We start from the raw sequence: 18,032 nt of genomic DNA, 5'->3' as shown, positions 1-18,032 counted from the left end.
AACATAAAAACAACAATAGGCGTTATGCAGCAACCTTTAATGCTAAATTTCAAATAATTCTAGACACATAATTTCAGGGCGATAGTATACCCCCTTCAGTTTTCAATAACTGAAATGACTACAAATCTATAAAACAATTCATTGTAGGGATAACTATGCAACACAACTCACTTATTGCACGCTTTGCTCGTGGCAATCTGGTTTTGCAAATCCTAGCAGGCATCTTATTAGGTGTTGGTCTAGCGATTGTCTCACCAGAACACGCTCAAAGTGTGGGTTTACTTGGAAGCCTCTTTGTAGGCGCGCTTAAAGCCGTCGCACCGATTCTCGTCTTTATTTTGGTAGCTGCATCGATCGCTAACCAGAAAAAGAACCAGCATACCTATATGCGCCCTATCGTCGTACTTTACCTTTTTGGTACGCTCGCCGCTGCTTTGACCGCGGTAGTACTTAGCTTTCTTTTCCCGACGACATTGACACTGGTATCTGGTGCAGAAGGCGCAACACCTCCTCAAGGCATTGCTGAAGTACTAAACACCTTACTGTTTAAGCTTGTCGATAACCCAGTTAACGCTCTTATGAGTGCGAACTACATCGGTATCCTTGCTTGGGCTATCGGTCTTGGTCTTGCTCTGCACCACGCTTCAGGTACAACGAAAGCCGTTTTTGAAGACTTGAGCCACGGTGTCTCTCAGATCGTACGCTTTATTATTCGTTTAGCACCATTTGGTATCTTTGGCTTAGTTTCTGCGACGCTAGCGACGACAGGCTTCGAGGCACTTGCGGGCTACGCTCAGCTTCTAGCAGTACTGCTTAGCGCAATGGCGATTATTGCTCTAGTCGTTAACCCAATTATCGTTTTCGTTAAAACCGGTGAAAACCCTTACCCATTGGTTCTTCAGTGTATTCGCGAAAGTGGTGTCACGGCTTTCTTCACTCGCTCAAGTGCAGCGAATATCCCAGTTAACATGGCTCTTTGTGAGAAGTTAAAGCTAGATGAAGATACTTACTCAGTATCTATCCCTCTAGGTGCAACGATCAACATGGCAGGTGCAGCGATCACTATCACTACACTGACGCTTGCTGCTGTGCACACTATGGGTATTGAAGTCGATCTACTGACTGCGCTTCTATTAAGTGTGGTAGCAGCGGTATCAGCTTGTGGCGCGTCTGGCGTTGCAGGTGGTTCACTACTGCTGATCCCTCTTGCGTGTGGCTTGTTTGGTATTCCAAATGAGATCGCAATGCAGGTGGTTGCGGTAGGTTTCATCATTGGTGTGGTTCAAGACTCTGCAGAAACAGCACTAAACAGCTCAACAGACGTTGTGTTCACTGCTGCGGTATGTAAAGCGCAACAGAAAAAAGCGGCTAAATAACTGCCGCTTAGATTCCAAAGTAAAAGGCCTAGTATTTCTACTAGGCCTTTTTGTTTTTTGTGGCTATTTATTCATTGTATAACAACACTCTAAGTCGTAATCTTCACCACTCTTCGCTGTGTACGCTTTCGTTTCTGTACACGCTTTTGGTTTGCCTTTTTCGTCCCCTCTTACCACGCTAATCCAGTGACGCATTGCAGAGATCTCAGAGCTCTCTTGAGGAAACATAGTGCATGTTTCTAGCTGAATATCGTCGATTTCAATCAGCTCAACACAACCAGTACCTTTGTTGCGACCAAACGTTAGTTCTACGTGGCTGCCTGTACCATCTCGGAACAGAATAGACGTAGGTTCCTCTTTCTCACCGCTGTAAGCAACAAATTGTTTGTTACTCTTCAAGCCGCTGTGCGTGCCATCTTTGAAGTAAGCAACAAGGTGACGATAATCTACCATGTATGCAGTCACTTCCTGATGAGAACCATTCTCTAGCGGGAACATACGGTCAAGTAGCTGCTTCGCTTTAGTTTGTTTTTCTGAAGATTGCTTCGAGTTCGTTTTTTCAACCGCGAAGACTGCTTCAGCGATAAATGGTTTGTCTTGTTTTTGGATTTCTGTTTTATCGATAGTAAGCATGTTCATAGTGTTTCCCTCGCGGACTGTTATTTCAAAGTAATGGCACATCTTTATGTCCTAGAGCAAAGATTTCAAACTTGAGTTAGGTTGTTTTAAGTTTTGTGACTTTGCTTACTTTCTATACTAGTGAATTTTTTACTACAATTTCACAACAAAAATTTTACAGTGTGAATTTTACAAAATGCCAGTGTCAAAAAGCTTAATTAGACAATCCCATTTTTTAGGGACAAAGATTAGAAACCTTAGGAAGCGCAATCACTTAACTATGGAAGACCTTTCTGCACGCTGCATTAGAGTCAACCCAGAGTACGCACCGTCGGTTTCTTACCTATCTATGATTGAACGCGGTAAACGAGTTCCAAGTATCGATATGCTGGAAGTCATCGCCGAAGTATTTCAAAAAGACCCAGCTTGGTTCCTAGACGATGAACCCGAGCAGGCAGATATCACGCCAGACAAAGGCAACCGTGGCGGGATCAGTGGTATGGCACTTGAGCCAAGTTTCCTGTTCTCAAATGACATTCTACAAATTGCCATTCCGGAAATGCTCTCTCAAACTGGGATTACAGGCAGGCAATTTGCTCATCTTCTAATTCGCGCTCACCAAGAAAGTAACCAGAACCACTTTCCTGATCTTGAACGCGCTGCTGAAGAAGTCGGACTAAAACGCCTCAACCTATCGGCTGAAGATTTGATGGATATCGCTCGTAGCCTTGGTTTAACGATTCGTTGGATATCTCGCCCGCCAAAAGACGTTGTCGATGAGCTTGGCGTCAGCGCGAAACAAGTGGTGACGTCGTTCTTTGAGCCTCCTGGCAGCATCTATTTGAATGAAATCCTCAAGCAGTACCCAACTCGATTAAAGTACGACCTTGCGGTGTACATTGGCCATTGTGTCCTGCACAGCAAAGAAGGCTTAAAGAGCGTCCTTTCGGTCGGCCATGCCAATAGTTGGGAAGAGCAAGGACAAGTCTCACCAAGTTCAGAGCTCAACTCTCAAGATATTTTGCAAGCATGGCGAGACTTTGAGTCGAGCTTTTTCGCTGGTGCACTACTATGCCCTAAGGTTCCTTTCAGGCAGCTCCTCGACCGAAGTGGCTATGAAATTGATGTCCACCTGAAAGCTGGTGTTTCCCCTTCCGTCGCAATGCGTCGTATGACTGTGGTATCCCCATATCCACATTGGCATTACTTTGATGCCTATGGACAAAACAAGCTAAAAGCGGTGTACCGAGGCAACGGTATCCCGCTTCCGTGGGGAAACATGCGCAAGGTTAACGATCCATGCCAACACTGGGCAGTGTTCCGTCGCTTGTCAGAGCCTCAGCAAGGTAGCTCAGCGCAGATATCCATTCTAAATGTAGGTGATGAACCAAGAATCTATTGCTGTGAATCCGTCAATATGACCGATCCTGCAGGTAATAATCGAGTGTTATGTGCAGGTATTGATTTGAATCCAGCCATTGATGCTCAGGGAGGGAATTCGTTAGAGCTAGCTGAAGAGCTGAAATCACTCTGTGTTGGTAATGGAGGCAGCGCTGCGATCCCTCGTCATATTCAGAAAGAATTCACTACTATCGCAAAGATCCTCAATATTAACTGGATTGAGCGGGGTATTCAGACAGACGCGAGAGTTATCTGCTCTAGAGGCGCCGTGTGTCCAAGAAAGCCAAGTTGTTACAATGGTTGTGAAGACGAGACAAGCCCGATTATTCTCAGCTAACCACATTCCAGACGCCAAAAAGAAAAAAAGCCAATCACAAAGTAGGTGACTGGCTATATATAAGTGTGAACAAATTAGGTTCACTAACAACGTCAGTTGGCTAGGTGACCCTCGGCTTAATAAGGGTCAACCTACATAAAGCAGGATACGTGCCAACTTTCAAAACCCGCTAACGGCTTTATTTTTGGTGGTTTTTTAATCCATTTCATAAAAACAATGCGCATAACAAATTTTCATTTTGCAAATTGCAGCAATTTACAAATTCCATTAGTTGCAAAATGCAATTATATACTCTCGCCGATTTCGATCTTATAGCCGAGATCGATCGTTTCTAGCCAATCGGTTTCACCTCTTAAACGCTGAATGAGTTGCTCAGCAGCAATTCGACCAATCTCTTCACGTGGTGTAATGACTGTTGCCAACTTGGGAATCATGGTCTGGCTGATATCGTGTCCGTGAAAACCCGCAATAGCCATCTGCTCAGGAACTTGAATTCCCCTACGTTGGCATTCGAATACTGCTCCTATCGCCAAATCATCATTGGTACAAACAATTCCATTCACGTCCGGATGTTGCTCAACTAACTGTCCTAAGAGGCGAGCACCTAACGTAAAAGAGGAAGCGTCTTCCGTTTGCAAACTTACCACTCGATTGCCGGCGGCCTCCATCGCTTGCTGATAACCTTCCATCTTCAAACGAGTACGCTCATCCATACGAGCGGCAAAATAAGCGATGTTATTACGTCCTTTAGCAAGGAGCGCTTCCGTCATTGCTTTTGATGCTTTAGCGTTATCAAACCCAACCGCTTGTTCAATTTTGTCCGAGAAAGTATCCATGATCTCAATGACAGGAATTGAGGCGGTTTGCAGCATTTTGCGAGCTTTCTCGGTATGAACATTTTCCGACAAGATGATTGCATCAACATTGTAAGAAAGCAGTGAAGCAATACTTTTCTCTTCCAATTCCGCGCTGTAGCCATAGTGCGCAATCATGGTCTGATAGCCTGCGGGTGTTGTCACTGACTCAATACCTCGAATGACTTCAGCGAAAACTTGGTTGGTTAACGAGGGAACAAGCACGCCAATCGCATTGGATTTTGCGTTAGACAGTATGTCTGGTGCTCGGTTAGGGATATAACCCAGATCTTCAACCGCTTGGTTGATTTTATCTTTCAGTGATTCAGAGACTTGAGAGGGGTCACGTAAGCAACGGCTTACGGTCATTTTTGTTACGCCTACTCGGTCAGCGATGTCTTGTAGTGTGGGTCTTTTTTTCTTATTGGCCATGACAGAGTCTATAAACTTCTTACTGATGTTACTGGTAACATGATACCTATGAATGAAATGTTTTTTATTGTCATAGATAACAAAAAAAGCGCTCACATTACTGTGAACGCTTTATTTCTATACGCTGACTTGAATTCTTTCGTCAGCGCTCCAGGTTAAGTGGTACTTATTGACCTCTTCCTCATCAATGCGAGAATAGCTATGTGCACCGAAATAATCTCGCTGGGCTTGCAGCAAATTCGCTGGTAGCACCTCACATCGGAGAGAATCGAAATAACTCAGGGCAGAGCTGATCGCTGGCATCGGAACACCAGTAAGCGCCGAGTTTGCCACTGTCGCTCGCCAACCAAATGAGCGATTATGCACTTCTTCAACAAAACGTTGAGCAAACAGCAAGTTTTCGAGCTGAGGGTCAGCTTGATAAGCCGACGTAATATCTTGCAAGAAGACGGCGCGTATAATACAACCAGCGCGCCAAATTTTGGCGATATGCGCAAAATCCAGATCCCACTCTTCTTTGACCGACATGGTTTTCATCAAATCAAAACCTTGCGCATAAACAGACAACTTGGCGCAATACAGTGCTTCATGCAGTTCACCAAGCGCCTCTTCTTTGTTCATGCCACTGCTAGGTTGAACATGCATTTTGAGTCGCGAAGCCCCCAAAACACGAGTGCTTTTCTGGCTGCTTTGCGCTCGTGCAAACACTGCTTGCGCAATGGTTGGTGCAGGTGCTCCTTGTTGTAAGCTGTTCACCGCAGTCCATAAGCCTGTGCCCTTTTGGCCTGCCTTATCGAGAACCACTTCAACAAACGGCTTGGATGTAATTGGATCAGACGTTTGCAAAATTTCGGCGCTGATCTCCATCAAGTAGCTATTCAGAACCCCTTGATTCCATGTATCAAACACTCGGCCAATCTCTAGGGCTGGCATGTCCAGCACCTCAGACATAAAGTGGTAAACCTCACAAATGAGCTGCATGTCAGCATACTCAATCCCGTTGTGTACCATCTTCACATAATGTCCGGCACCAGCAGGCCCTAAATAGGCTGCGCACGGTTCACCTTGTTCGAACTGACCAACCGGTAATCCTTTGCTATCCACTTTTGCAGCAATCGCTTCCCACATAGGTTGCACGTAATTCCAAGCTTGCCTGTCTCCACTGGCCATTAATGCAGGGCCTGTTCGAGCGCCGACTTCACCACCAGAAACCGCCGTAGAGAAGAAACGCAGTTTTCCTTGGTATTTTTGCTCGCGATCTTCTGTATCTGTCCAAAGGCTATTACCTGTATCTATCACGATTTCATCTTGCTCGAGACCTGCTTCAAGCAAATCATCAATGACAGATTCAACAATGTTACCCGCCGGAACAGAGAGTGCTATCACTCGTGGTTTCACCAATGAATCTAACACTTGGTTTAAATCCGTTGCCTTAACAAAGCCGCCCTTGCCCACTTGCTGAGCAAGTTGTTTCGCTTCAGTTTCAGCGCGTTCACGATGCGCTTCACTGATATCAAAACCTGTCACATTAAAGCCTTGGTCAAGTAAGTTCAGCGCTAGGCTTTTACCCATCACGCCAAGACCGATCATTGCTATGTTAGAGCGAGTCATGATTTCTGTTCCTCAAGCTGACGGATTGAGCGTAATGTCTCTGCAATGACTGCTTGTGCATCTTGTGAGATATCGATAAATAGTGCTTCACCTTGCTCGGGTTCAACAAGGGCTTCAAACTGGCTTTTTAGCATTGCTGAACCATTGAAGTAATGATTCTCACGCGCTTTGTGGCGATTCCAAATCGTATCAAAGTCACCTTGGAGATAAACAATCACAAGCTCTTCGTTGTTGTGTCTTAGAATATCTCGATATGTCGGCTTCAGGGCCGAACAAGCAATCACGGCGCTGTCGTTTTCAACATACACTTTATTCAACGTTTCCAGCCAACCGATACGATCTTCATCGGTCAGTGGAATGCCTTGAGCCATTTTTTCCACGTTTGTTTGTGGGTGGTAGTCATCACCATCGTGGAATGGAAGATTTAGAGCGTTCGCAATCTCACTGCCAATCAAGCTTTTGCCGCAACCTGATACGCCCATTACTAAGATTTTTTTCGCTTTCATTGGACAATACTATCCTTAGCCTCCAACTATCACTGGAGGCTGTCACTATATTCTTTGGTTATTTCGAGTTATCTAAAGCGGTGGGTTATTTCCACCACATCGCTAGTTCAGGGAAGGCAATCACAAGGCCGAGAACCAAAACTTGAAGTCCGATAAATGGCAGTAGTGATGTAAAGATTTCACCTAGCGTAATGTCTTTTGGTGCAACCGACTTCAAGTAGAATGCCGCTGGACCAAATGGAGGTGATAAGAACGACACCTGCATGTTAAGACAGAAAACAACACCGAACCAAACTGGGTCGTAGCCAAGACTAATGATGATTGGTACAAAGATTGGCATTGTTAAAAGCGCAACACCTACCCAGTCAAGGAACATGCCGAGAACCAGTAAGATCGCCATCATGATTAAGAGCGTTGCCAGTGCACTGCCACCACTTAATCCAAGAATCACTTCTTCTACAAAGTCGATACCGCCCATCAGGTTGTAGATACCAACCAAAGCACTTGCGCCGATACCAATCCACATGATCATGCCGCAGGTACGCATCGTTGCGACAGCACTCTCTTTAAGCATATTGAAGTTAAGTTCACCACGAATCGCAGCAGAGATCATGATGCCGACCACACCCAGTGCGGACGCTTCTGTTACTGAAGCAACACCCGTGTAAATACTGCCTAAAACGGTTGCGACAGAAAGCAGAGGGAAGAACAGCGCTTTGAAATAGCTTGGCTGGTTAGCCATATCTTCAGCCATTTCTTCATCGCTAGGTAGCGGCGCAAGAGAAGGGTTCAACTTACAACGAATTAGTACGTAACAGATATAACAGCCCGCAAGGATAAATGCCGGTAGGAATGATGCTTTAAACAGGTCACCAATGGATACGCTCGCCGTCATGCCGTAGATGATCAAAACGATCGAAGGTGGAAGCATAGTACCTAGCGCGCCACCAGCACAGGTGGTACCAATCGCTAGCTTGCGGTCATAACCAAGACGCAGCATCTGTGGCAGAGCCAAGATACCAAGAAGGACCGTTTCCCCACCGATAACACCCGACATGGATGCCAATAGCACTGCAACAAGCAATGTCTGGACGGCAACGCCACCACGCACTCGACGACCAACCGACTTCATCGCGTCAAACAAGTCTTTAGCGATACCAGAACGGTCAAGCAGAGCAGCCATCAATACAAACATTGGAACGGCAAGGAAAACGTAACCCGATGCAAAACTGTAAGTACGACTCGCAATGAGAGGAAGCGCATCTGGACCAAACCAGAACAGCGTGAAAAAGATCGCAACGAAACCCGTTACGAATGCCAGCTGCATACCAGTGAGTAGCAAGCCAATCATCATAACTAGCATGAGGATACTGCCCCATGCGATGCCAATAGAAGATAAATCAAACATCGTCTTTCTTCCCTAGACCTACAATCTCTTGGATGAGGTGCAATACAAACTGGACAACAAGAACACAAAGACAAACAAAGATGATGCCTTTCAATAGAGCTGGATACGGTGCATTGAGAACCGAGCCAGAGGTTTCAAGGCGAAGGTCACCCCAAGGTGTAAACCAAGACTCTTGAACCATTGAATAAGATGCGTACGCCAACATACCCGCGAACGCTAAACCCACAATATGATGAACGAGGTTGAGATATTTTCGTGTTTGAGCAGAAACCGAATCATAGATAAGAACAACTCGAACATGTTTGTTCGCCGCAAAGGCGTAGATACCGCCAACAATAAAGAGAGAACCACCAACAAAAGAGGCCGTTTCGTGTACCCACGTCGTTGGTGCATCGAAGGCATAACGCATGACAACTTCGTAAAATGAAATGAGTACAGTAACGATAAACAACCAACTTAATAGATTACTGATTTTAATAATGGCTCTATCAAGAATGTTACGTGGTTGCTCTTCCTGCTCAGGCGGAGTATGTGAAGTGTTATCAGTCATAATTGGGCAATCCTGGAAAAAACAGGAGGGCTTTCGCCCTCCACAGAGAAGCTAAACAAACGTGAGTAGCTTAAAGAAGACCATTGGTCTCTAGGAATGTTGTTACAGAGTCATACACTTTTTGTGCGTTAGGAGAGCGCTCCGCAAATACCTTCCACTGACCTTTAGCAATCTCACGGAATTTCTTACGCTCTTCTTGAGACCAGTCGTGAATTGTGATTTCTGGGTTAGCTTGCGCTTCTTTTACTGCGGCTTGGTCAGCCATTTTTAGCTGAGTTGTCATGTCGTAAGAGAAATCACGCACTGACGTTTGCAGAATCGTTTGTAGATCCGCTGGCATTTTGTCCCACTTCTTCTGAGAGATTGAAATATCAATCAAAGGCAGCGAGTGGAAACCAGGTTGAACTGGGTGAGTAGCGATGTCGTTCATGCCCGCTTTTTGGTTAGTCGAAAATACTGTGTAGTCCGCGGCATCAATAACGCCTTTACTTAGACCAGTAAACACTTCTGAACCTGGTAGGTTAACCGGCGTAGCACCTGCCGCAGCGAAGACTTGCTGAACTAGACCTTCTGGTGCGCGCAATTTAAGACCTTTTAGATCATCAACGCCGTCAATTGGCTTTTTAGAAATAAATGACTCAACACCAGTCGTCTATGCACCAACGAACTTCACACCGTAAGGTGCGTAAAGTTCAGTCATTAGCTCGTTACCACCGCCGTAGTTCATGTATTGCAGAAGTTGAGTGGTGTCTGACCATGCACCAACCATGTTACCGATTAGACCAAACGCTGGATCTTTACCAGAGAAGTAACCTGTCGCCGTCACCTGGCCATCAAGAATACCCATTTTGATCGCACCCAGTGTTTCAGTGTGCTTAACCACCGCACCTACTGGTAGAAGGTCGATATCGATACGACCGTTAGACATTGTTTCTACACGTTCTGCCCAGTTTTGCTGAACCTTAAAGTTAAGATCGCCCGATGGATCAGACGATTGAATTTTCAGCGTGAAGTCGGCAGCAAGTGCAGACATCGAGAATAGACTAATCATTGAAGCAGCAAGTAGAGTTTTCGTCATTGCTTTCATAGTAGGGGTTTCCTTTATTCGTTTCAGTTATCCAATCTAGCCGGAATGACTTTTGGTTACCTACCGGTTGTAGTTGTTATGTTACCGGTAACGTTAGGCGCAATGTTACCGGTAACAACATGTAATTTACTATGACAATTGTCACATTTGTTATTTACTACCACTAAGGAATTAACAAACTTATAAGGAAGTGTGATTTAGAGCACGGGATTCAACGCAAACGATAAAACGAGTACATATCGAGTCTTACTGTTTGCGGAACACCCAAATAGGTCCAATAAGCAAGAATTGGAGATCTTCAAAAAATGAGGGCTTTTTGCCTTCTATTTTGTGGCCAATAAACTGGAACAGCCACAAGATAGCGAAAAGCGTGAGAGAGAAGAGAAAGATAGATATCTGCATCAGTTCGATAGACCAAACTAATGCGATACACGCGAGGGTAAATCCCAGCATCATCAGAAAAACACTTAATGAGAGTCGAAAGTAAAACACCATCACTGGTAGCGCAGCGATCCAAACCCAGTTTAAGGAGAGCCCAAATAACTCAATCGAAGGAATCGACCAAATCAATCCCACAACAGATAAGAAGATCCCCGGCACAGCCACCTTGTGGATTTTCTGGTTGATGGGGTTTTGATGACTTTCTCCATATTCACAAAGCCACTGAGTTAGATCTTTCATACGCACGCACTTTTATAACCATCACTACTATTTCTATAGCACGGGTTAGATTAACTTGCCGTTTGAGTACGTTAATTTGTGTGTTCTTTTAAACTTTGGCGCCGCTTCTCTTCATACATGCGAATATCGGCAAGCTTAAGGAGTTCATCGACATCCTTGAGTTCAGGTTTGTACAAGGCGTAGCCAACACTAACCTGAATGTTGATAAGGCTCTGCTCGAAAATAACAGGGGTGTGACACACCGCTTTTTGCAATTCAATGTTTATGATATCAACATCTTCCACACGATCGATTCTTGGTAGCAAGATCAAGAATTCATCTCCGCCAATGCGAGCAACAAGGTCTGAAGCCCTAAGTACGCTCTTAAGTCGTTCGGCAGTTGCGATAAGGACTTTGTCACCAGCGGCGTGCCCGTAGGTATCATTAATACGTTTGAACTTATCGAGGTCAATATTAAGAATCGCAAACTTATCCTTATGGGGATTCTTTACCGCCGCATCAAAATGCTCGCTTAAGGTATACATAAAGTAACGTCGATTGGGTAAGCGTGTCAGTTCATCATGTAAGGATCGATTGGTGGCTTGCGAATATAAACGGAAAGTAATCGCAAACGCGAAGATTAGAATAACCATCATCGGATAGCCCAACAGTCTAACCGCATGCACCCGGTACCATTCGCTGTTGGATAACAAGTCCCCTTTCGTTGACGCCGCTATCGCCCAACTCCCATAAGGAAAATGGACCACTTCTACAGCAAAGGCATTATCGAAAGTATGTTGTAAGCCATAGAACACTTCGCCATTGATCCCAGTACTGTTCATCCCGCGCATCGCAAGTACATATCTGTGTTCAAATGATGAAATACCCACATCTAAAAACAGTGAATCGAGAGAAATAACAACGCTACACACACCCCAATATCTTGTGTTGTAAGGCGGGTCAGTAAAAATCGGCACTCGGGCAATTAAGCCCTTTCCTCCTTGCACAAGATTAACAGGGCCAGAGATGAAAATATCTTGTACTTCTTGCGCTTTTTTAATGCTTCGCCACTGGTTTGGAATGGTGCGATAGTCCAGCCCAACGACTTTTTCATTCCCTTCTAAAGGGTAGATAAATTGGACGATATCATCGGGAGCAAGGCCTATTATTTGGACATGCCTACTTTTGCGTAGAATACTGGAAGCGATCAGATCCCAACCAGAGAACTCAAATTCAGGGTTAGCGGCTACTAAAGTCGTGAGGCTATTAGACACGTAAATATCAGCAACAATCGCGGCTTCAAGCTCAGAGCGAACGATAGAAAGCTCTTCTTTTGCGCGCGCCAAAAGGCTATCTCTCAGAAAGGATTTCTGACTGCGATCTAGAAACTCAATGAGTCCTATAGAAAAGACAAAAATGGTCAAAAACAAAGCACTAATATGATAATGCCTGTCTCGATGATAAGTCATTTATCCCCCAGAAACGGTCGCGCTATTAATACAAATTCAAACCATTATTTGGTCTATTACGCAAAAATGACGATGATTGTTATTTTTATCAGTTATATAAAACGTACATTAATTTGTCGTACTTTTCACCGATAATGGATAAATTTATTGATAAGACGGTACAATATTGCTACTTTGCTTTATAGTGCACCGTTCAAACCTTAACCTAGACAGTGCCCTTATTCTCAATGACCATCACTTCGTTTTCTAGAACAATGTTAACCAAAGCGATGCTTCACGTTGGGATCGTATTAGGCATTCTCGCCACTTTCCAAATATCGTTACTGTTCGAGCTCCATACTGAGCGGGTTCATATTCTTTCTTTTACCGCCAGCTTCATTGCGGCAGTCCTTCTTCGAGAGCGAGCTAAAGCGATTCCAGCCGCCTCTTTGGGCTTGCTGCTTCACTATTTATTTATCTCTCAAAGAGAACCCGCCGTCGCGATTGCATTTTCACTGTTGCTACCAGGGGTGATCTATCTCTTTACTCGGTTGTTTTTAGAGCTCAACCAAAGAGTTACAAGCAACAACTTCACAATTAAGGCGATTTGTTACTTGTGCTTCATGGTCGTGCTATATCCGATTGCCATGACAATCGCGATAATCATCATCACTAACGCATTCAACTACCCTTATATGGACGATATTCATTACTATGGGTACGCGATATTAAGCAGCGCTCTGACGCAAGTACTACTCACACCAATGTTTCTTGTCCTACTCGGCTGTGTTGACAAGGCGCAGCGCTCAATTCTTATTGGATTAGATTACGAAATGCGTGATCGTGGTGAGCACCAAGAACTTTATAAGCCGTGGATTGCAATCAGTTCATTGGTCTTGTTAGCTGCATTCATTGCTGACGATCTGTTAACGCTTAATGCACTGAGCATCATTTTGGTGCCTGTAATCGGATTAGGACTTGGGGCCTTTGGCTACCTACAACCAGCTTTGCTCACTCTCTTTCTGAGCCTCATTAGTACCTACAGTTCCGTAAATGCTTTTGACCAGCAACAGATTACGATTGAGACCTTCTATAGCCTTATTGCCATCCTATTTACCATCACCAGTGTCATCTTTTTAATGATCGCTCAGGCCATCAAAAACCACCTGACACTCAAAAAAGTGATTTTAAGCGAACGAAGAGACCCATATACCAAGCTATTTTCAATGGCGCAGCTTCGTGATGACGTACAAGCGATTCACCAACCAAGTTTAATTTTGATCGATCTTTCTGAGATCACTCGACGTTTAAAGACCTTAGGATTAGCAGGCAAAGGCGAGCTAGTTCAGCAACTGTCAACGCACTTATCTCAACACAGTTCTCTATGCCAAAACGCTTATACCGCTCCCTTTACGACTAGCTTGATTTATCTTTCCAGTCATCCGCAAGCAAATAGCCGCGCACTTCATCAGTTGCATCAACTGGTGGTCAACTTCGCATTTAAGTGGCAAGAGCGTTCAATTAAGATCTTAAACCCTAAGATTGTTCATGGAAGCACTCCTCAAGGACAAGAGGTTGGTTCCGCTGTGTCTGACCTATGTTCCCATGCAGAGAATAGTCCGCCTTTCCTAGCAGTGATTGAAGTCAACCTGTCTGATGCAAGGTCTAGTGATATATCGAAGCTAAGCCAAATCCAAGCCGCATTCGACAACGATGCATTTGAGCTCTACTGCCAGCCATATCGAAACTTACAAGCGCTAGATGATGCGGCATCATTTGAGGTGTTAATCCGCCTCCCGAGCAAATCAGGTGATGTTCTAGCCCCTGCTGAGTTTTTTCCGCTCATCCATGAATTTGGTTTAGAAGTCGAACTCGATAAATGGGTAATCCGCAACACCTTTAAAACGCTCAGTGAGCGTGTTAACGACTGGAATAGCATTGAAAGCTGCTGCATCAATTTGACCGCTCAAGCCCTTACCCACGCAGGTTTAGATAGGCAAATTGTTGAGAAGGCCAACTACTATCGAGTTCCTCTCAACAAGATCTGTTTTGAGATTACTGAAAGCAAACCCCTTGACGATGAACTTCAGGCATCCATCAATATCGCCTCTCTTCAAGCACAAGGTTGTAAAATTGCGCTCGATGACTTCGGTACTGGCTACGCATCGTTTGATTACCTGCGCCGAATCCCGGTTGATATACTCAAGATCGATGGCTCTTTCGTCGCACATATCGATACAGACGAAACAGACAAGGCCATCGTGAGCAATATCAGCCATATCGCACAAAGCATGGGACTGAAAACCGTCGCAGAATTCGTTGAAACCGAAGCGCATGCAGAAATATTAACGTCGCTTAATATTCATTACGGACAAGGCTATGGCATTGCTAAACCTAGGCCACTTGCACAAGAGCTAGCCAACCTTTGCCACTAACCTAAAACTGTCAGTTATTGGTAAGTCCTAACTCATTGCTCACAATCAAATCAGAAATTTCTGATAGTGTTAATGGATAGATTGGTAAATTGACCTATGAGGATGACCCCATGCGTGGAAAGTTTGTCGCACTATGCTTAGGCTTAGCGATCAGCCAAACAACCTTTGCATCAACTACACCTGAGAGTTTTACTGCTTCTGCTGATATTATTCGTGACACATACGAATCTCAGCTCTACACGCTTCCTGCATTCAAAGAAGGTCACTATGGCCTAAGAATGTATCGACAAACACTCGACCCTAAGTATTCAGCGGCCGTTTGGAGTGATATGGCACGCGTCGCCAGCAGACTCAATAAATTCGCTGAAGAAGTTCACACTCCAGAGCAAATCCTACTCTATTCAGAGAAACGTGTTTCTAGTTACAGCGATGATACCGACGAGCGCAGTGTCAGGCGCTATACCGTAACGAAACATATGCCTGAATACCTTTATCTAGGTGTTGACCTACTCGGTTCTATGGCCAGAGCCAACGAGTATGGCCTTAAACACAAAGAAGATGAGAAGCTGCGCCAGGTCATCCGCCGTTATGATTTTGAGAAGTATGCGACCGACCCCGAAATGATTCGAGCTTGGGCAGCGCAACTTGCTAATCAGGTATTTTGGTTACGCCAACTCAACGAACAGGATGTAGTGACTCCATTTATCAATGCCTTCCGTAAAGCTTATCCTGATAGCCAAGACAAAAAGCTCTCTAAGCAGCAATACGGCAATAAGATTTACGGCCTAACACACATTATCTTTGCTGACTCTGAGTACTACCAGCATCGTGTCGATGAGAAAGAGTACCAATGGATCTATGACTATTTCCGTAGCAACATTGACACCATCTTACTTAGAGCAAAAGAAGATGTTGTCGCTGAAGTTGGGATTAGCTTTTTACTGGCAGGGCTTGAAAATGACCCTGTTGTAGAAAAGACACGCCAAGCGATTCAAAAGTCGATCGACAAAGATAAAGGGATGATCCCATCTGTGACCGGTGACTTTGATGTTGCCTATGGTGAACATCGAAATGTATTGGCAATAATGCTGCTTGATTGGCAGAGCGTAAATGAAGCGCCGACGATTAAAGCTAACCCAAAAGTCTTCTCCAATCTCCCTTATGGGCTCATCGCTCAATAAGCTATTCGACAGTAAAGCCCTACACCCTTGTGGGGCTTACTATTTTTAAGCAGCTTTGGCGTTATAACGACGGCGGCAAATCGGAAACAGAACAACAAACATGTTAGCGGTCAGAATTAATAGCAACCCCACCGACTGCGTGACATTGTAACTTACATCGAAGTATATCTGCTGCCATAACGCGGTAAATAGCACATTGGTAAATACTAGCGGCGCTAACTGAGTGCCCGAATTCGCTAAACGATAGGCCTTGGCGCGAAATACCTGGGTGTTAATAATCAGCACTGAGATAATAATTAACAGTGCCACCAGCCCTTCCCACCGAACAACACTTGCATCAACAAGACTATCTAAACTGACATAGCTATGGCCAATAAACGGCAATAGAACCAAGCCTGCAAATAGAAATGTCCAGTAGTTAATCTCTAATGCCGATAAGCTCGATTTACTGATTCTATATAAGCTAAGTTGCGATCCCGCATTCAATAAACCTGACGCCAAGCCTACCAGTAACTCAGGGCGTACCGATATATCCGATACATCACCTGCAAGTAACGTTACCCCGTAAAACGTTGCCACCAACGAGGCTATTGATAACCATTGTAGCGGCGTTTTATATATAAGCCTTTCTAACACAGGGATAAATAGTGGTCCTGTGCCAAACAGAACAATACTTTCCACTAAGCTTAAGTGTAAAAGTGAATAGATAAAGCAAAGCTGACAGCCGGCAATACATATCGCTCTCAGCCAGATCGTGCGAGCGAGCCTACCTCTTGGCATCATCATCGATTGTCGAGTAATCACGAAAATGATCGCTGCAGGTATAACAAACCTTAGAAATCCAAGAGTTGCCAGATCAACATATTGACTCAAAAATTTGGAAAGCAGTCCAGTTAATGACAGACTGAACGTTGACGCTAACATAAATAAAAACGGGTACAACTGAATTGACATACATCCCCCTTACACCGACTAGTTTAGAAACAAGGGGGAGAAATAAAAACTGAGTTAAATTGACAGTATTGGTAAGAAAAACTTACAGATGAAAAAAATAACTTCTGCGCCACTTAAATCCTTATATGCTTTTGTCGCTGTTGCGGAAACGCAAAGCATGACTAAGGCGGCAGATCAACTGCACGTCAGTCACTCCGCGATAAGCCAATCAATCAAATCGTTAGAATCTTATCTTGGGCAAACTCTGTTCAACCGAACTGGCAGAAATATTACCCTCAACGCACTTGGGCGCAGTTATTACAAACGAGTCGCTCCCCCGCTAGAACAGATCACTCGCGCCACTCAGCAGCTAGTCGAAAACAACCTCTCACATCGGCTCACATTGAACATGGTCAACTCCTTAGCGATGCACTGGTGGATCCCAAGAGTTCATAAGTTTAATCAATACGCTCCTAATCTAGATATTCGTATATCGAACCTTGTGGGGCAGTTTGTGATGGAAAATGAAGGCGTCGATATTGCCGTTATTCATGGTCACACTGATGATTGGCAAGACTACTATTGTGAGAAACTGGCTGATGATGAACTCGTCATGGTCGCCAGTCCTGAACTCGCCAATGGGCAAACAGACCCAATTACACTGCTGGAGAGCCACCCAGCAATCATAGTGACAAATGACCGCCGGAAACATGACTGGGGGATTTGGTGCGACAAGTACCAGCATTCTATGCCTGATCCGGTCAATAACCTTAAATTTGGCGCTTCTATTCAGGCAGTACAAGCAGCAACTCGTCATTTGGGGGTATTTGTTACCCACCGCATATTTGTCAGGGAAGAAGTGAACCAAGGGTACTTAGTCGAAGTGGGTGAACCGGTTCTCAACTCCAAGCAAAAATTCTATTTCGCTTGTCAGCCAAGTAAGCTCAAAAACGAAAATGTATTCTTGATTCGGAACTGGATACGTCGTGAATTTGCGCTCGGCCCTGAATAGTCGATAGATCATTTAGTCATAAGCACAGCATATAAAATCAGGTTCTTATATAAGCTCTGAAAACCTGTAAACGTCAAAACTTCACCACTACGGTTATTATCAAGCCGTCATACAACGGATTATGTATGAGTCAAAATTCTGTTGCTTGGTTAAATCACACGACACTATAAATCAAGATGCATA

The 18,032-nt window shown here is 44.5% G+C and carries 14 protein-coding genes and 1 pseudogene; 5 read left to right on the top strand and 10 right to left on the bottom strand.

Translation table 11 applies throughout. The annotated features are described in order from the left end of the window. Positions 1–155: 155 nt before the first annotated feature. A complete protein-coding gene (sstT, locus tag ELS82_RS02355) occupies positions 156–1,376 on the top strand; it encodes a serine/threonine transporter SstT (RefSeq protein WP_134834055.1) in 1,221 nt (406 codons plus the stop codon). Between the two features lie 63 nt (positions 1,377–1,439). Here sstT and ELS82_RS02350 read toward each other — a convergent pair whose 3' ends face one another. After that, positions 1,440–2,015, bottom strand: coding sequence for an aldolase/citrate lyase/malate synthase family protein (locus ELS82_RS02350; RefSeq protein WP_134834054.1), 576 nt, complete (start codon positions 2,013–2,015; stop codon positions 1,440–1,442). A 175-nt stretch (positions 2,016–2,190) separates the two neighbouring features. Between ELS82_RS02350 and ELS82_RS02345 the strand changes: the two genes are divergently transcribed. Further along, positions 2,191–3,732 carry a DUF3612 domain-containing protein gene (locus ELS82_RS02345; protein WP_134834053.1) on the top strand — a complete coding sequence of 514 codons (1,542 nt, stop codon included), beginning with the start codon at positions 2,191–2,193 and terminating at the stop codon, positions 3,730–3,732. A 284-nt stretch (positions 3,733–4,016) separates the two neighbouring features. Here the strand turns inward: ELS82_RS02345 and gntR are convergent, their stop codons facing one another. From gntR to ELS82_RS02305, 8 genes and pseudogenes are all read right to left on the bottom strand, one after another. Then, positions 4,017–5,018 (bottom strand): gluconate operon transcriptional repressor GntR, encoded by a 1,002-nt coding sequence (gene gntR / locus ELS82_RS02340; protein WP_134834052.1) that lies wholly within the window; start codon positions 5,016–5,018, stop codon positions 4,017–4,019. Positions 5,019–5,135: 117 nt separating this feature from the next. After that, complete coding sequence (gnd, locus tag ELS82_RS02335; RefSeq protein WP_134834051.1) at positions 5,136–6,629, bottom strand: NADP-dependent phosphogluconate dehydrogenase; 1,494 nt, start codon at positions 6,627–6,629, stop codon at positions 5,136–5,138. After that, a complete protein-coding gene (locus tag ELS82_RS02330; protein ID WP_134834050.1) occupies positions 6,626–7,135 on the bottom strand; it encodes a gluconokinase in 510 nt (169 codons plus the stop codon). The genes gnd and ELS82_RS02330 overlap by 4 nt, the downstream gene beginning before the upstream one ends. Before the next feature lie 85 nt (positions 7,136–7,220). Next, positions 7,221–8,543, bottom strand: a complete 1,323-nt coding sequence (locus tag ELS82_RS02325; RefSeq protein ID WP_134834049.1) for a TRAP transporter large permease — start codon at positions 8,541–8,543, stop codon at positions 7,221–7,223. Then, entirely contained in the window at positions 8,536–9,093 is a 558-nt protein-coding gene (locus tag ELS82_RS02320) for a TRAP transporter small permease subunit (RefSeq protein ID WP_134834048.1), read from the bottom strand. Before ELS82_RS02320 ends, ELS82_RS02325 begins: the two co-directional genes overlap by 8 nt. A 70-nt stretch (positions 9,094–9,163) precedes the next feature. Beyond that, a pseudogene (locus ELS82_RS02315) lies at positions 9,164–10,180 on the bottom strand (TRAP transporter substrate-binding protein). Between the two features lie 246 nt (positions 10,181–10,426). Beyond that, positions 10,427–10,861, bottom strand: coding sequence for an Mpo1 family 2-hydroxy fatty acid dioxygenase (locus ELS82_RS02310; RefSeq protein WP_134834047.1), 435 nt, complete (start codon positions 10,859–10,861; stop codon positions 10,427–10,429). Between the two features lie 71 nt (positions 10,862–10,932). After that, complete coding sequence (locus ELS82_RS02305; protein WP_134834046.1) at positions 10,933–12,309, bottom strand: diguanylate cyclase; 1,377 nt, start codon at positions 12,307–12,309, stop codon at positions 10,933–10,935. A 254-nt stretch (positions 12,310–12,563) separates the two neighbouring features. On the opposite strand from ELS82_RS02305, the gene ELS82_RS02300 reads away from it, so the two are divergent. Together ELS82_RS02300 and ELS82_RS02295 are read left to right on the top strand one after the other, a co-directional pair. Then, on the top strand, positions 12,564–14,723 hold the full coding sequence (locus tag ELS82_RS02300; RefSeq protein WP_167489203.1) for an EAL domain-containing protein: 2,160 nt from the start codon (positions 12,564–12,566) through the stop codon (positions 14,721–14,723). Between the two features lie 110 nt (positions 14,724–14,833). Beyond that, entirely contained in the window at positions 14,834–15,904 is a 1,071-nt protein-coding gene (locus ELS82_RS02295) for a DUF3541 domain-containing protein (protein ID WP_134834044.1), read from the top strand. Between the two features lie 45 nt (positions 15,905–15,949). On the opposite strand, the gene ELS82_RS02290 is transcribed toward ELS82_RS02295, so the two are convergent. Then, a complete protein-coding gene (locus tag ELS82_RS02290; protein ID WP_134834043.1) occupies positions 15,950–16,858 on the bottom strand; it encodes a DMT family transporter in 909 nt (302 codons plus the stop codon). 88 nt (positions 16,859–16,946) lie between these two features. Here ELS82_RS02290 and ELS82_RS02285 point away from each other — a divergent pair, with 88 nt between their 5' ends. Further along, positions 16,947–17,849 (top strand): LysR substrate-binding domain-containing protein, encoded by a 903-nt coding sequence (locus ELS82_RS02285; RefSeq protein WP_134834042.1) that lies wholly within the window; start codon positions 16,947–16,949, stop codon positions 17,847–17,849. The last annotated feature ends 183 nt before the right edge of the window (positions 17,850–18,032 follow it).

It is taken from the genome of Vibrio ouci, from assembly GCF_004551525.1.
GTDB classification, from domain to species: Bacteria; Pseudomonadota; Gammaproteobacteria; order Enterobacterales; family Vibrionaceae; genus Vibrio; species Vibrio ouci.
This window is presented reverse-complemented; position numbering and strand designations above follow the sequence as displayed.

What these genes read in the sequence shown, in the direction of transcription:
- ELS82_RS02295 (WP_134834044.1), top strand. Translation starts at nt 14,834, where the DNA reads ATGCGTGGAAAGTTTGTCGCACTATGCTTAGGCTTAGCGATCAGCCAA.
- ELS82_RS02320 (WP_134834048.1), bottom strand. Translation starts at nt 9,093, where the DNA reads ATGACTGATAACACTTCACATACTCCGCCTGAGCAGGAAGAGCAACCA.
- ELS82_RS02300 (WP_167489203.1), top strand. Translation starts at nt 12,564, where the DNA reads ATGTTAACCAAAGCGATGCTTCACGTTGGGATCGTATTAGGCATTCTC.
- sstT (WP_134834055.1), top strand. Translation starts at nt 156, where the DNA reads ATGCAACACAACTCACTTATTGCACGCTTTGCTCGTGGCAATCTGGTT.
- ELS82_RS02310 (WP_134834047.1), bottom strand. Translation starts at nt 10,861, where the DNA reads ATGAAAGATCTAACTCAGTGGCTTTGTGAATATGGAGAAAGTCATCAA.
- ELS82_RS02325 (WP_134834049.1), bottom strand. Translation starts at nt 8,543, where the DNA reads ATGTTTGATTTATCTTCTATTGGCATCGCATGGGGCAGTATCCTCATG.
- ELS82_RS02345 (WP_134834053.1), top strand. Translation starts at nt 2,191, where the DNA reads ATGCCAGTGTCAAAAAGCTTAATTAGACAATCCCATTTTTTAGGGACA.
- ELS82_RS02350 (WP_134834054.1), bottom strand. Translation starts at nt 2,015, where the DNA reads ATGAACATGCTTACTATCGATAAAACAGAAATCCAAAAACAAGACAAA.
- ELS82_RS02330 (WP_134834050.1), bottom strand. Translation starts at nt 7,135, where the DNA reads ATGAAAGCGAAAAAAATCTTAGTAATGGGCGTATCAGGTTGCGGCAAA.
- gntR (WP_134834052.1), bottom strand. Translation starts at nt 5,018, where the DNA reads ATGGCCAATAAGAAAAAAAGACCCACACTACAAGACATCGCTGACCGA.
- gnd (WP_134834051.1), bottom strand. Translation starts at nt 6,629, where the DNA reads ATGACTCGCTCTAACATAGCAATGATCGGTCTTGGCGTGATGGGTAAA.
- ELS82_RS02290 (WP_134834043.1), bottom strand. Translation starts at nt 16,858, where the DNA reads ATGTCAATTCAGTTGTACCCGTTTTTATTTATGTTAGCGTCAACGTTC.
- ELS82_RS02305 (WP_134834046.1), bottom strand. Translation starts at nt 12,309, where the DNA reads ATGACTTATCATCGAGACAGGCATTATCATATTAGTGCTTTGTTTTTG.
- ELS82_RS02285 (WP_134834042.1), top strand. Translation starts at nt 16,947, where the DNA reads ATGAAAAAAATAACTTCTGCGCCACTTAAATCCTTATATGCTTTTGTC.